Origin of the sequence: Actinoplanes sp. NPDC051861 (assembly GCF_040681145.1) — a bacterium.
Lineage (GTDB): Bacteria > Actinomycetota > Actinomycetes > Mycobacteriales > Micromonosporaceae > Actinoplanes.
Genome location: NZ_JBFAYE010000003.1, coordinates 434,578 through 447,971, shown reverse-complemented (window position 1 = coordinate 447,971; position 13,394 = coordinate 434,578). Strand labels below are relative to the sequence as shown.

General features: G+C 72.1%; 12 protein-coding genes. 6 read left to right on the top strand and 6 right to left on the bottom strand.

Annotation, left to right across the window (positions count from 1 at the left end; genetic code table 11):
• The first annotated feature begins 16 nt into the window (after positions 1–16).
• The 4 genes from AB0M02_RS12890 to AB0M02_RS12875 are packed head-to-tail and all read left to right on the top strand — an operon-like array spanning position 17 to position 3,486.
• The gene (locus AB0M02_RS12890) at positions 17–838 is read left to right on the top strand and encodes an ABC transporter permease subunit (protein WP_364225363.1); all 822 of its coding nucleotides are present in this window, start codon (positions 17–19) and stop codon (positions 836–838) included.
• Complete coding sequence (locus AB0M02_RS12885; protein WP_364225360.1) at positions 835–1,593, top strand: ABC transporter ATP-binding protein; 759 nt, start codon at positions 835–837, stop codon at positions 1,591–1,593. Before AB0M02_RS12890 ends, AB0M02_RS12885 begins: the two co-directional genes overlap by 4 nt.
• Complete coding sequence (locus tag AB0M02_RS12880) at positions 1,590–2,345, top strand: ABC transporter permease subunit (protein WP_364225357.1); 756 nt, start codon at positions 1,590–1,592, stop codon at positions 2,343–2,345. Before AB0M02_RS12885 ends, AB0M02_RS12880 begins: the two co-directional genes overlap by 4 nt.
• 13 nt (positions 2,346–2,358) lie before the next feature.
• Entirely contained in the window at positions 2,359–3,486 is a 1,128-nt protein-coding gene (locus tag AB0M02_RS12875) for an ABC transporter substrate-binding protein (RefSeq protein WP_364225354.1), read from the top strand.
• Positions 3,487–3,490: 4 nt separating this feature from the next.
• Here AB0M02_RS12875 and AB0M02_RS12870 read toward each other — a convergent pair whose 3' ends face one another.
• From AB0M02_RS12870 to AB0M02_RS12850, 5 genes are all read right to left on the bottom strand, one after another.
• Positions 3,491–4,264 (bottom strand): hypothetical protein, encoded by a 774-nt coding sequence (locus AB0M02_RS12870; protein ID WP_364225352.1) that lies wholly within the window; start codon positions 4,262–4,264, stop codon positions 3,491–3,493.
• Between the two features lie 66 nt (positions 4,265–4,330).
• Complete coding sequence (locus AB0M02_RS12865) at positions 4,331–5,188, bottom strand: hypothetical protein (RefSeq protein ID WP_364225349.1); 858 nt, start codon at positions 5,186–5,188, stop codon at positions 4,331–4,333.
• Positions 5,185–5,691, bottom strand: coding sequence for a hypothetical protein (locus AB0M02_RS12860; protein WP_364225346.1), 507 nt, complete (start codon positions 5,689–5,691; stop codon positions 5,185–5,187). The genes AB0M02_RS12865 and AB0M02_RS12860 overlap by 4 nt, the downstream gene beginning before the upstream one ends.
• A gap of 26 nt (positions 5,692–5,717) precedes the next feature.
• Positions 5,718–8,018 carry a bifunctional diguanylate cyclase/phosphodiesterase gene (locus AB0M02_RS12855; protein ID WP_364225343.1) on the bottom strand — a complete coding sequence of 767 codons (2,301 nt, stop codon included), beginning with the start codon at positions 8,016–8,018 and terminating at the stop codon, positions 5,718–5,720.
• A complete protein-coding gene (locus tag AB0M02_RS12850) occupies positions 8,015–9,874 on the bottom strand; it encodes a sensor domain-containing diguanylate cyclase (protein WP_364225340.1) in 1,860 nt (619 codons plus the stop codon). The genes AB0M02_RS12855 and AB0M02_RS12850 overlap by 4 nt, the downstream gene beginning before the upstream one ends.
• Positions 9,875–10,024: 150 nt before the next feature.
• On the opposite strand from AB0M02_RS12850, the gene AB0M02_RS12845 reads away from it, so the two are divergent.
• Positions 10,025–11,065 (top strand): hypothetical protein, encoded by a 1,041-nt coding sequence (locus AB0M02_RS12845; protein WP_364225337.1) that lies wholly within the window; start codon positions 10,025–10,027, stop codon positions 11,063–11,065.
• A 73-nt stretch (positions 11,066–11,138) separates the two neighbouring features.
• Here AB0M02_RS12845 and AB0M02_RS12840 read toward each other — a convergent pair whose 3' ends face one another.
• A complete protein-coding gene (locus tag AB0M02_RS12840; protein ID WP_364225335.1) occupies positions 11,139–11,771 on the bottom strand; it encodes a hypothetical protein in 633 nt (210 codons plus the stop codon).
• A 212-nt stretch (positions 11,772–11,983) separates the two neighbouring features.
• On the opposite strand from AB0M02_RS12840, the gene AB0M02_RS12835 reads away from it, so the two are divergent.
• Positions 11,984–13,366 (top strand): protein kinase, encoded by a 1,383-nt coding sequence (locus AB0M02_RS12835; protein WP_364225333.1) that lies wholly within the window; start codon positions 11,984–11,986, stop codon positions 13,364–13,366.
• Positions 13,367–13,394 lie beyond the last annotated feature (28 nt).

Below are 13,394 nucleotides of genomic sequence, written 5' to 3'. Positions count from 1 at the left end.
GAGGGCCCTCTCGGTCTTGGCCGGGCTGGTCGCGGCCGCGCTGGTCTGGGAGGGCTACAAGGCTCTCGGCAACCCCGAGGGCACGGTGGTCCTCGGCGTGCGGGTGCTCCCGCGCGCCGACGACCTCTCGATGCCACACCTGTGGACGATCGCGCAGCGGCTGGCCGACCCGGAGATGACCGGCGGCCGGCCGGTGTGGATCGTGGTGCTGCAGGCGTGCTTCTTCACGCTCGGGATCACGGCGGCCGGGTTTCTCGCGGGCACCGTCGTCGGGCTCGCCCTGGCGGTGGGGATGCAGCGGTTCCGGATCGCCGAGCGGGGGCTTCTCCCGTACGTCATCCTGTCCCAGACCGTTCCCCTGGTCGCCCTGGCCCCCCTGATCGCGGGCTGGTCCGGCAGCATCATGCCGCCCTGGACCACGGTGGCCGTGATCGCCGCATACCTGGCCTTCTTCCCGGTGGCCGTGGGCATGCTCCGCGGCCTGCAGTCGCCGGGCCCGGCCGGCGTCGAGCTGATGCACAGCTACGCCGCCGGCTGGTGGCGGACCCTGGTGAAGCTGCGCTTCCCGGCAGCGCTGCCCTACCTGTTCCCGGCGCTGCGCCTGGCCGGCGCGGCGGCGGTGGTGGGCGCGGTGGTCGGTGAGATCTCCACGGGTACGCGCGGCGGCATCGGCCGTCTGATCATCGAATACTCGCGGGAGGCCACCTCGGACCCCGCCAAGGTCTACACGGCCATGCTCGGGGCGGCGCTGCTCGGCCTGCTCGTCGCGGTGGCGGTCACCCTGCTCGAATGGCCGCTGATGCGGCACCGGCGCCACGTGGAGGTAGTCACGCTATGACCGCAGTGGTCGTCGAGAACGTCACCAAGATCTTCAACAGGGGCCGGGCCGACGAGGTCACCGCGCTGGAGAACGTCGATCTGACCGTGGGCGACGGCGAGTTCGTCTCGCTGATCGGCCCGTCCGGCTGCGGCAAGAGCACCCTGCTGCGCCTGGTCGCCGACCTGATCCCGCCGACCACCGGCACCATCTCGGTGGCCGGGCGGCCGGCCGCGCAGGCCCGCCGCGAGCAGGAGTACGGCATCGCCTTCCAGCAGGCCGGCCTCTTCGAGTGGCGGACCGTGCGGCGCAACGTCGAGCTTCCGCTGGAACTGCGCGGCGCCGGGCGGGCCGAGCGCCGCGCCAAGGCCGACGAGATGCTGGAGCTGGTCGGGCTCGCCGACTTCGCCGGGCACTACCCGGGCCAGCTCTCCGGTGGCATGCAGCAGCGGGTCGCGATCGCGCGGGCGCTGGCCGTGCAACCGCCGCTGCTGCTCATGGACGAGCCGTTCGGCGCCCTCGACGAGATGACCCGGGAACGGTTGCAGTCGGAGTTGCTCGGCATCTGCGCCAAGACCGGGACCAGCACGGTCTTCGTCACCCACTCGATCTCCGAGGCGGTGTTCCTGTCCGACCGGGTGGTGGTGATGTCCGCGCGGCCCGGCCGGATCACGGCGTCGATCGAGGTGAATCTGCCGTCCCGCGACGAGGTGGGCCGGCAGTCACCGGTCTATTTCGAGAAGATCACCGAGGTACGGAAGGCGCTGCGCGGATGAGGCGCCTGCTCCCGCCGCTCGTCGTCGGCGTCCTCGCCCTGGTCCTCTGGGAGCTCACCGTCGACCTGGGCCGGATCGCGCCGTTCATCCTGCCCGCGCCGACCGCGATCTGGGAGCAGGTGGTCGAGCAGCGCGGCAACATCTGGGACGCGGCACTGGCCAGCGGCGCCAACGCGCTGGCCGGGCTGATCGGCGGCGCCCTCGTCGCGGTCCTGGCCGCGCTTGCCGCGAGCCGGTTCCGATCTCTCGGCGACGTGTCGATCCCGTTCGCCGCGCTGATCAACGCGCTGCCGATCATCGCGCTCGCCCCGATCCTCAACAACATGTTCGAGTCGACCAGCAGCGTCCCGCGGCGCCTGGTCACCGGAATCGTCGTGTTCTTCCCGGTCTTCCTGAACCTGCTGCGCGGCCTGCGCGAGGTCAGCCCGGTGCACCAGGAGCTGATGCACTCGTACGCGGCCGGCGGCTGGACCTTCGCCCGCAAGGTGCGCCTCCCCGGTGCACTGCCCCACCTCTTCACCGGCCTGCGGCAGGCGTCGTCGCTGGCCGTGATCGCCGCGGTCGTCGCCGAGTACTTCGGCGGACTGCAGGACGGGCTCGGCGCGCGGATCACCTCCGCCGCGGCGTTCACGGCCTACCCCCGTGCCTGGGCCTTCGTGGCCGGCGCCTGCCTGCTCGGACTCACCTTCTACCTGGTCACGCTCCTGCTGGAGCGCCTGGCCATGCCATGGAAGCAACGCCTCATCAGTTAGTCAGGGGTTTCGTATGAAGATCTCCCGCATAGTTCTCGCCTCCGTTCTCGCCCTCACCGCCTGCGGCACGGCGGACACCCCGTCGACCCCCGCACCCGGCGGCAGCGGCGGCCTCACCCCGATCAAGCTTCAGCTCCAGTGGTTCTTCCAGGCGCAGTTCGCCGGGTACATCGCCGCGGTCGACCAGGGCTTCTACGCCGAACAGGGTCTCCAGGTCGAGCTGCTCGAGGGCGGCGTCGACATCGTGCCGCAGACCGTGCTGGCGCAGGGCAAGGCCGACTACGCCATCGCCTGGGTACCCAAGGCGCTCGCCTCACGCGAGCAGGGCGCCGGCATCACCGACGTCGGCCAGATCTTCGCCCGGTCCGGCACGTACCAGGTGGCGTGGAAGGACAGCGGCATCACCAAGGCCGCCGACCTGAAGGGCAAGAAGGTCGGCAACTGGGGCTTCGGCAACGAGTTCGAGCTGTTCGCCGGGATGACCGAGGCCGGTATCGACCCGGGCAAGGACGTCACCCTGGTGCAGCAGCAGTTCGACATGCAGGCGCTGCTCAAGAAGGAGATCGACGCAGCGCAGGCGATGAGCTACAACGAGTACGCCCAGCTGCTGGAGGCCAAGAACCCGGCCACCGGCAAGCTGTACACCGCCGACGACTTCTCGATCATCGACTGGAAGACCGAGGGCACGTCGATGCTGCAGGACGCGGTGTGGGCGAACACGGAGAAGCTGAACGACGCGGCGTACCAGCAGCAGACCGTGAAGTTCCTGACCGCCTCGATCAAGGGCTGGGCGTTCTGCCGGGACAACGCGGAGAAGTGCCGTGACCTGGTCGTCGCCAAGGGCTCGAAGCTCGGCAAGAGCCACCAGCTCTGGCAGATGAACGAGGTCAACAAGCTGATCTGGCCGGCCGAGGGCGGCATCGGCGTGATCGACGAGGACGACTGGAAGCAGACCGTCGACATCTCGATGACCACGAAGAACCAGACCGGCGACACCGTGCTGACCAAGGCGCCGGAGGGCCTGGCCTACACGAACGACTACATCAAGCAGGCGATCGAGCAGGCCAAGACCGCGGGCGTCGACGTGAACGGCACGTCGTTCGCACCGGCCACCGTCACCCTCGAGGAGGGCGGCGCCTGAGCCGCTAGATAGGTATGAGGCGTGCCGCGAGGGCGACAGCGGTCAGGTCGCCCTTGCGGAGCTTCTCGGCGGCGTCGGCCTCGCCGAGGCCCTCCAGGCGGACGGCGGAGGCGTCGATCAGGGCGTCCTCGCCGGCGAGCAGGCGGCGGGCGATGCGCGCCTGCGCGGGGCTCAGCTCCGCGTAGGCGCACCGGTCGAGCGCCTCGACGGTCTCGTTGTCGAGATGGCCGGCCATGGCCCGCTCGGTAACGACCGTCAGCAGCCAGCTCGGCCACCAGCTGTACTTGCCGACCACCTGGCCGGAGTGCAGGGCGGCGGCCGGCGGCTGCCCGGCGGCGAGCATCTTCACCGCCACGTCGCCGTCGAACCGCTCCATCCGCAGCGCGCCGACGAAGACGCGCAGGATCGACTGCGTCTTGACGAACGCCTCGGCCTCGTTGGCCGCCTCGCCGACACGCCCCTCCAGCAGGTGGCACAGGGCCCAGGCCTCGTCCAGGGTGAAGGCCTCGCCGGAGCGCTCACCGAGCCGGTCGACGGTCGCGACGAGCCGCTCGACGCCCTTGTTGGCGCGCTCGGCCAGCTCGTCGCTGTTCGGCTTGTTGAGGTGCCGGACCATGATGTCGAGTGCGATCTCCGCCTCGCGGCGCAGCAGCGGCGACGCGATCTTGGCGACGATCAGGTCACCCAGGCCCTCGGTCAGATACGCCATGTCGAATCGGTCGGAGGCCTCTTGGAACTGCGCCCACCAGGACGCCGGGTGTCTCCGCTGCTCTGTCACCAACCCAGCGTGACGTACCGATTACGCTGCGGCAAAGGATTCGGCCGATCAGGTCCGTGTGCCTGCTCACGAACGACTTTTCGTCAGCTGCCCGGGGTCGAGGAGGCCGCCCTTCACCACGGTACGGCTCAATGGCCGGGTGAGCGCCGCCAACCGCAGACATCCGTCCTCACCCAGCGTCCGGTACGCCGGTTCGGCGAGCCGGTCGGTCCGTTCCTCGATACCGGCACGCAGTTCGCGGCCCGCCTCGGTGATGCCGTCCTCGCCGATCAGGCCGCGCGACCGGAGTTCCTCGATCGCGGCCGCCCAAACCTCCCGGCTCCATCCGCGGGTCGGCCGCAGGAACCGCTCGTCGGACTGGCCGTCGGCCACGTACAGCACGATCGCCTCCAGGCCGGTCAGGCCCGACTCCAGCAGCAGCGCCACGTGCCCGTCGCCGCGGAACTCGCGCAGCAGCGTCTGCGCGTGGAACAGAACCAGATGCGGCTGGTCCGGCCAGGGCAGCTCGGCGTGCGCGGCGAACAGCGGCCGGCCGTGCGGGAACGCGGCCGCCGACAGCGCCGCGGTGCGCGCCAGCTCGGCCGCCTCGGCCACCTCCGGCCCGGCGATCACGTCGGCGCCGAGGCCGCGGGTCAGTGCCGCGTCCGCCGCCTCGAGCCGGGCCGCCAGCATCGCGGCCGGTGTGGTCCGCTCCCACGCCGCCGGCAGAGCGCGGGCCACCAGTGCCGGGTTGAAGTTGTAGAAGGTTGCCGTCACCAGCCCCGGACCGGCGGTGCCGAACGCGGCGGCACGGGAAGCGAAGTAGCCGGCCGACGCGTCGAGTCCCTGCAGCGCGTACCGCTCCGGCGCCTCGGGCACGAAATAGATCATCGCGTGCAGGGGCTCGGTCACCCGCCAGGCCAGACGGGAAGGGCTCTCGGTCACTGATTCCCCCAGGGCAGTTGCTCGGTCTCGGCACTGGCGACGACAGTGCCGGAATGCTTCGGTGCGGGCAGGTCGGTGACGGTGTGCCACTTACCGCCCTGCCGGGCCGCCTCGCGGGTCACCAGGTGCACCGGCAGCGGCGGGGGCGGGAACGGGCCGGTGCCCCAGCGCACCCAGATCGCCACCCGCCCGGCGGCCGCCTCGGCGAGCAGCTTGTCGACCGTGCGCTGCCGGTCCAGCCGGTCCACCTCGATCGCGATCGGCGGGGCTCCGGGACGCGCGCAGGCGACGTCGAGCACCGAGTTGCCGCGCAGCGGCGGTGGCAGCGGGAAGACGCTGGGAGCGCGGCGGTAGACCCGCCAGCTCCGGGACACGGCCCACTCCTCGACCGCGTCCAGGATGCGGGCGGTGGCCTGGTCGGCGGTGAGGTCGGTGAAGGCCAGGCCGTCGAGCCGCTCCGTCAGGGAGCGCGCGGTGGCCGTGCCGTCGTCCGCCGTGTCCATCGCCGTACCCTAACCGGCGCGGGCGATCAGGCAGCGGCGGCGGGCGCGCGCTGTGCGGCGAGCCGCGCGGTCAGGTCCGCGGCGCTGCCCGGCCGGCCCAGGTGGTAGCCCTGGCCGACGGTGTAGCCGAGACGCAGCAGCCGGTCCACCTGTTCCTGGTTCTCGATGCCCTCGGCCACGGTGTCCAGGCCGAGAGCGTCGGCGAGCTGGACGACCGCGCGGGCCACCGCCTGCCGGGCGTCGGCGGCGGGCGTGCCCGGCTCGTCGATCTCGATGCCGTCGACGAACGACTTGTCCAGCTTGACGATCGCCGCGGGGAACGAGCGCAGCAGGCTCAGCGACGACTCGCCGGTGCCGAAGTCGTCGAGCGCCAGGCGTACGCCCATGTCGTGCAACTCGTGGAGCACCCGCAGGACCTGCTGGCCGCGCAGCACCGCCGACTCGGTGAGCTCCAGCACCAGCCGCTCCGGCGGCAGGCCGGTGTCGGCGAGCGCGGCGCGGACGTCGGCGACGAAGTCGGGGTCGTGCAGCTGGCGCACCGACACGTTCGGCGCGACCTTGCTGAACGCGTCCGGCCCGAACTCGGCCAGCCACTCGGCGGCCTGCCGGCAGGTCTCGCGCAGTACGTACCGGCCGAGCGGGACGATCAGGCCGGTGCGCTCGGCGGCCGGGATGAAATCGGCCGGCGACACCAGGCCGCGCTCCGGGTGCGCCCAGCGTACGAGGGCCTCGGCGCCGAGGACCCGGCCGTCGGCCAGGCCGACAATCGGCTGGTAGACGACCCGGAACTCGCCGGCGTCCAGCGCGCGGCGCAGGTCACCGCCGAGCCGGGCGTGCGCCTGGGCGGGCTGTTCCATGCCGCTGGCGTACCGCACCCAGTTCGCCTTGCCGCGCTGCTTGGCCGCGTGCATGGCGGCGTCGGCGTCGCGCAGCAGCTGGCTCGGCACCGTGCCCGGCAGCGCCGAGGCGAGACCGGCGCTGACGTGGACGAGCAGCCGGTGGGTGCTGATCGGCAGCGCGGTGGCCGCCATGATCCGTTCGGCGACGCACTCCCCCGCCTCCGGTGTGCCGGTCAGGACGGCGAACTCGTCACCGGCCAGGCGGGCCACCTCGCCGTCCTCGCCCGCCGCGTCGCACAGCGCACCGGCGAACGCCACGAGCAGCGCGTCGCCGACGTCGTGCCCGAGCGAGTCGTTGACCGTCTTGAAGTCGTCCAGGTCGACCAGCAGCACGGTGGCCTCGCCCTCGCCGAGGGCGGTCTCCAGGCGCTCCTTGAACAGCGCCCGGTTGGCCAGCCCGGTCAGCGGGTCGTGGGTCGCCTCGTGCCGCAGCCGCGCCTCGGACGCCTTCCGCTCGCGCAGCAGCCGCATGTTCTCCCGGAACACCACGAACTGCCGCAGCGCGACCAGCGCGGTCACCACGACCGCCGCGAGCACCACGAGCCGGCCCTCCCAGCGGCCCGGCCCCCAGTGCTCGGAGCGGAACAGCACGTCGGCGACGGGCACGTCCACGGCCAGCACCGCCAGGTACGGCAGCCAGATGTTGCCGCTGCGCTTCGGAGCGTCGGTGGCGGCCTGCTGGCGCCGCGCGCCGAGCGCGATCAGCAGCCCGCAGACCGGCATGCAGACCGTCTGGCCGGGCAGGATGCCGTCGTAGCCGCCCAGCACGGAGAGCAGGGCGACCGCGGCCGCGGCCAGACCGGTCGTGGCGACCAGGCGCATCGCCCGGCGGTCGACCGGGCCACCGGCGATGTACGAGACCTTGGTGATCGACCCGGCGGCGAACGCGCAGGCGAGCAGCAGGACGGAGAGAGCCGAGGTGGTCCACGGCTCGGGTGCCAGGACCATCGGGGAGATCCCGAAGTGCCACAGCACGGTGGAGCAACCGAGAAGAGCGATCATCCGGTCCAGCCACTGCTTGCCGCGCTCGTACCAGGTGGTGACGCCGACCGGCACCTGGATGACGCCCCACATCGCCAGCAGCACGCCGGAGCCGATCAGCACGGCACCGGCCGGCGGCATGTCCGGCAGCTCCGGGCCGAAGCGGAACGCGTCGACGGCGAGCAGCGTGAACCCGGACGAGAACAGGTAGCAGCAGGCTTCCAGGAGCAGCCAGAACCGGCGCCCGGCGGGCGCCAGCGGCACGGCACGGCGCAGCGCGCGTACGGCGAGGCCGCCGATGCCCATGGCGACCGGCATGAACAGGTAGCCGATCGCCACCGGTCCCATGTGCGAGCCGCCGGTGGCCACCCACAGCAGGTACCAGAGCGTGCCGAGCAGCACGACGATCCCGGCCGAGATGACGAACCGGCGCGGCGGGGCGGTCATGAGCGCACCGCCCTGGCTCGCTGCTTCTCGTCGTACATCCGCAGGTCCGCGGCGTTGAGCAGGTGGTCGGGGTCGTTCGCCGGCCCGGTGGCGACGCCGATGCTGGCGCCGACCGGGAGCATCCGCCCGGCAACCGGCGCGGGCTCGGTGAGAGCGGCCCGGATCCGCTCCGCGATCAGGCCGGCCGCTGCCAGGTCACCGTCACCGGCGAGTACGGCGAACTCGTCACCGCCGAGCCGGGCCGCCACGTCACCGGGGCCGGTGCAGGCGCGCAGCCGGTCGGCCACGTGCCGCAGCATCGCGTCGCCGGCGCTGTGGCCGTACGTGTCGTTGATCTGTTTGAAGCCGTCGAGGTCGATGAGCAGCACCGCGGCCTGCCCGGTCCCGTCGCCGGCCGCCGCGCACACGGTGGCGGTGAACTGGCGGCGGTTGGCCAGCCCGGTCAGGTCGTCGTGCCCGGCCTGGAACCGCAGGCGCTCGTGCAGCTCGCGGGACTCGGTGATGTCCCGCGCGTTGCTCACGACGCCGGCGATCCCCGGGTCGTGGGAGAGGTTCACCGCGACCACCTCCAGCCATCGCCACGTGCCGTCAGCGCGGCGGTACCGCCCCTCGTAGGTGAGCTGCGCTCCCGGAGTCGAGTACAGCACGGCCAGCTCGTCCGCGAGCCGGACCCGGTCGTCATCGTGCAGATTCGCCAGGGACGACCGGCCCGTCGCGGCCGAGACCGCTATGCCGAGAACCTTCTCCACGGCCGGGCTCACGTAGCTGAACGTGCCGTCCGGCCGGGAGATCGCGGTGATCTCGGAGGCGTGCCGCAGCAGCGTCTCGAGGCGCTGCTCGCGGTCGTCCAGGCGCTGCAGCAGGCGGTTGTTCTCGGCGAGCGCGAGCATCTGGCGGACCACCACCAGGGCGACGTTCGCCAGGAGGGCGACGAGGGCGCCCCACGCGGGCAGGCCGAGGCCGCCGGCGACGAGCGCGGTCACCAGGGTGATCGCGCAGACCACGGTGGCGGCGTACGGCAGCACGCTGTACCGGCGCCGCGCGGTGGCGCGCTGCGGCGCCCGGGCGTCCTGGCGCAGCAGCTGGATCCGGGGCGCGGCGAGCACGACGAGGCACGGGCTGATGGCGAGGATCATCAGCAGGCCGGTGTGCGAGGTGGCGCCGCTCGGCAGCACGGCGTTGGCACCCGCCTGCAGCACCAGGGCGGCACCGAGCGGCACGGCGGCACCGGCGGTGACCGGGCTGTGGGCGCTGAGCGCGAGCTTCACGGCGAGCAGCACCGCGCAGAACATCACCCCGCAGCCGACCAGAGCCGTCACGAAGGCGGCGCTGCCGGACGAGACCACGTTCGGGCGGGTCATCAGGCACCACGCGACCGCCACCGCGGCGGTGTTCACGATCGCCGCGTCCAGCAGGAAGCGGAACCGCTCGCTGCGCTGCCAGATCCCGATCGGGTGCAGCAGCCCGACCACGTAGACCATGATCACGCCGAGTAGCGCGGCGGCGGTCTGCACCGGATGGGTGTAGGGCCGCTCGATCGCCGGGTCGCCGAGGATGCTGACGACCAGCGCGACGTCGCCGAGGCAGAACGTGAGCCCGGCCAGCGAGAACGCGGTCCAGAAGCGGCGCATCTCACGGGAGACGCCCGGCGCCCGGGACACCTGGCGGCACATCCAGAACAGCAGGACGTCCATCACCGGCGCGATCAGCCAGCAGAGCACCAGCTGGGTGCGCGGCGGTGCCAGGTCGAGCGCGAACCAGCCGAACAGGGCTGACGCGGCCACCACGAGCGCCACCAGCACCGGGTCGCGCCGGAGCGCTACCGGGCGGGCGGCATCGGCGACCGCTGCGGGCATGGTTGTCTCCCGTCCTCTCCCTGTCCATGCCAGCGATCGGCGCGGGAAAGTTCGGTCTTAGCTTTCCGGGAGGGCCATGTCGCCTTCCCCCCAAGGTCATTCTCGGACCATATATTGATGCTCTTATATTCGCCGGACAGAGGGGCATCAATGGCTGCTGTATCAGGTGCTGGTCGCTGGGTGGCGTCGTTCGTCCTCGCGGCCGGGGCGGTCGTGGTGGCGCCGGGGGCCGCGCAGGCGGCGGTGAGCCGGGCGGACCTGGCGCTGCGCTGGGCGCCGGTGCACTACCAGGACGTGGACGCGACCGGGTCGCACGCGCTGGGCGGCAAGGCCGACATGATCACGCGGTACGACTTCGACGGCAACCTCAACGGCCGCGACAACTGGGACAACGCGGGCACCGACGTGTCCGCGTACGCGTACTGGTCGATCGCCGAGACCGCCACGCACTGGTACCTGACGTACCTGTTCTTCCACCCGCGCGACTGGGTGGACCACCCGTTCTTCGAGACCGAGCACGAGAACGACGGCGAGGGTGTGCTCGTCGCCGTGGAGCGGGACGGCTCGGACTACGGGGTGTTGCGGGGCGCGGTGACGGTGGCGCACAGCGACTTCTACTCGTACGCGCCGGCCGGCAGCACCTGGAAGAACGGCGCCGAGACGATCGACGGGACCTTGCAGCTCCAGTCGTCGCCGCACGACGCGTTCCAGCACCCGGTGACCGCGCAGGAGGCCAAGGGGCACGGGCTCAAGGCGTACCCGCAGTACGCCATCAACGGGGACGGGATCGTCTACTACCCGTCGCTGTCGGCCGCGGACTCGCCGAGCGGGGCCGACGACCGGGACGTCCGGTACCGGCTGGTGGACGTCTTCGCCAGTGGCGGGCTGTGGGCGCAGCGGAACACCAGCAGCCTCTTCTCGGGGCTCGGCACGTTCGCCGGTGACACCAGCGGCGGCTGCGGCACCGGGACGTTCTCGTGCGGCACCAACTCGGCGAACGCGCCGTGGGGCTGGGACGACGGCAACGACAGCGTGGCCCGCGGCGAGATCGCCACGGACCCGGCGAAGCTGGCGACGTCCTACTTCACGGTGCCGGGGGCGCCGGCACGGGCGTACACCTACAACCCGTACACGTCGGCTTCGGCCGCTCTGAAGGAGGCGGCGCGCCTGATGCCGCCGACCGTCGACTGAGAGACAACCGTCGAAACACGGTGACCGGCCCGCCCGGCTGTCATGGCGGTGGGCGGGCCGGTCACCGAGCCGGTCACTGCTCGGCGGAACCGGTCGGCTCGGGCGACGCGGTGGGCTCGTCCTCGGGGTCCTCGGGGCCCTCGGAGGGCTCCTGCGACGGCGACTGCGACGGCGAGGCCGAGGGCGAGTCGGTCGGCCCCGCGGTGGGCGACGTGGTCGGCAAGGTGGTCGGCGAGGCGGTGGGTGACGAGGTCGGCGACGTGGACGGGCCGGGCTTGACCCGCTTGCCGGAGGCCTGGATCTTCGACGCCGTGTAGGTCGTGTCGACCCGGGTGCCGGTCACCGTGATCTTGTCGCCGGCGGCGAGCGCGCCGATCTTGACGAACCTGCCGTTCAGCACGATCCGGACACCGGCCGGCACGTTGACCTTGACGGTCGTGCCCTTGATGCCCTTGGTGCCGCTCTTCGCGGCGACCGTGACCGTCGACTTGGCCGCGTCGACAGCGGTCACCGTGCCGGTCGCGGAGAAGGTGACCTTCTTCCTCGGCGCGGGGGCCTCCGGTTTCTTCTTGGCCACCGAGACAGCACTGGTCACCGAGACAGAGCCGGGCGTCGACGACGCGTACGCGCTCACTCCGGTGATGGCGGTGGAGACGGTGACGACCGCTGCCATGGCAACGGCGGCGGCGGTGCGGCGCATGCGCATGAAAAGAGCTCCTCAACTACAACCTCGGGGGATGCACCCATGGTTGGCCGGGTGAGGATCAAGCCGGTTGCGCTCCCGGTTGCGGATGGGTTGCGCCGCTTTTCACGGATAACGACGATTACCCGCCCGTTGAGCCCGCGTTCCCGGTAGTTGTGCCGAGCCGCCACCGCGCAAGAGTTGACATGCCCGGCGGACTGGGTGAATGTCCTGGGATGCACGATGTTTGGCCGGCACCGGGTGTCCTCCTGGCCTCGCGGTACCGCCTTGTCACGTTGATCGAGACAGGCGGCATGGCGCAGGTCTGGCGGGCGGTGGACGAGTTGCTGGACCGCCCTGTCGCGGTCAAGCTGCCGGCCGGCGACACCAGAGCGGCCCACCTGGCGTGGCGCGAGGCCAGGCTGGCCGCGCGCCTCTCCCACCCCGGGATCGCCGCCGTGCACGACTACCGCGAGGCGGTCCGCCCGGACGGGTCGGTCGCGCCCTTCGTGGTGATGGAGCTGCTGGCCGGCGAGACCGTCGCGGCCCGGCTGGTCGACGGCCCGATGCCGTGGGGTGAGGCCGTCTCGATCGGCACCGCGGTCGCCGAGGCGCTCGCCGCCGCGCACGCCGCGGGAGTGGTGCACCGCGACATCAAGCCGGGCAACGTCATGCTCTGCCCCGGCGGCGTCAAGCTGCTCGACTTCGGGATCAGCGCGGCGGCCGGCGAGCCCGACGACGACGACACCGGCGCGACGTTCGGCACCCCGGCCTACGCGGCACCGGAACGCCTCGACGGCAAGCCCGCCGAGCCCGCCACCGATCTGTACGGGCTGGGCGTGCTCCTGTTCGAGATGGTCTCCGGCCAGCCGCCCTACAGTGTGGACACCTGGGAGGAGCTGGCCGCGGCGCAGGCCACCGGCCCGTCGCGGCTCCCCGACGGGCTGCCCGCGCGCCTGCGTGACCTGATCGGCCGCTGCCTGGAGGACAATCCGTACCGTCGGCCCTCCGCCGCCGAGGCCCGCCGCGCGCTGTCCCGCCTGATCCCGTCCGCGCCGGCGCGCAGCACCATCCCGCTGCCCGAGCCACCGCCGACCGGGCTGGCCAAGGTCATCCCGGCGGCCGGGCGGGACGGCTCGGTCCTGGCCCGCCGTGTCGGTGTCGCGGCGGCGCTGGTCCTGACGATCGCCGCGTTCCTGCTGCTGGTGAACACGGTCAACTCGCCGGACAAGAACGGCGAGCTCGCTCAGCCGCCGGCCGGCACGCCGTCCACCACGACGCCGGAGCCCAGCGTCGCGGCCCCGTCACCGCCGGCGCCCCGGATCGAGTCCACAGTGCCGGCCACACCGGGGGCGACGCTGACCGTGGACGCCGCGCTGAGCCGGGTTCGCGCCGCCGTCGAACGCGGCGAGCAGCAGGGCGAGATCCGGCCGGACGTGGCCCTGGACTTCATGAACCTGCTGCGCCAGATGCAGGCCGGCAACGTCGACATCAGCGATCAGGTCGACCTGCTGAGCAGCAAGGTGCGCCAGCGGCTCGTCGAGGGCGCGCTCACCGAGGACCAGTCGAACGTCCTGCAGGCGCGACTGGTCGATCTCAAGGACGCGTCGGGCGCCTGACCACCGATTTCCGCCCGGCGGGCGCGGC

Bases quoted from the DNA above. Each gene is read 5' to 3' on its own strand.
- AB0M02_RS12885 (WP_364225360.1), top strand. From the start codon at position 835: ATGACCGCAGTGGTCGTCGAGAACGTCACCAAGATCTTCAACAGGGGC.
- AB0M02_RS12850 (WP_364225340.1), bottom strand. From the start codon at position 9,874: ATGCCCGCAGCGGTCGCCGATGCCGCCCGCCCGGTAGCGCTCCGGCGC.
- AB0M02_RS12860 (WP_364225346.1), bottom strand. From the start codon at position 5,691: ATGGACACGGCGGACGACGGCACGGCCACCGCGCGCTCCCTGACGGAG.
- AB0M02_RS12875 (WP_364225354.1), top strand. From the start codon at position 2,359: ATGAAGATCTCCCGCATAGTTCTCGCCTCCGTTCTCGCCCTCACCGCC.
- AB0M02_RS12855 (WP_364225343.1), bottom strand. From the start codon at position 8,018: ATGACCGCCCCGCCGCGCCGGTTCGTCATCTCGGCCGGGATCGTCGTG.
- AB0M02_RS12880 (WP_364225357.1), top strand. From the start codon at position 1,590: ATGAGGCGCCTGCTCCCGCCGCTCGTCGTCGGCGTCCTCGCCCTGGTC.
- AB0M02_RS12835 (WP_364225333.1), top strand. From the start codon at position 11,984: ATGCACGATGTTTGGCCGGCACCGGGTGTCCTCCTGGCCTCGCGGTAC.
- AB0M02_RS12840 (WP_364225335.1), bottom strand. From the start codon at position 11,771: ATGCGCATGCGCCGCACCGCCGCCGCCGTTGCCATGGCAGCGGTCGTC.
- AB0M02_RS12845 (WP_364225337.1), top strand. From the start codon at position 10,025: ATGGCTGCTGTATCAGGTGCTGGTCGCTGGGTGGCGTCGTTCGTCCTC.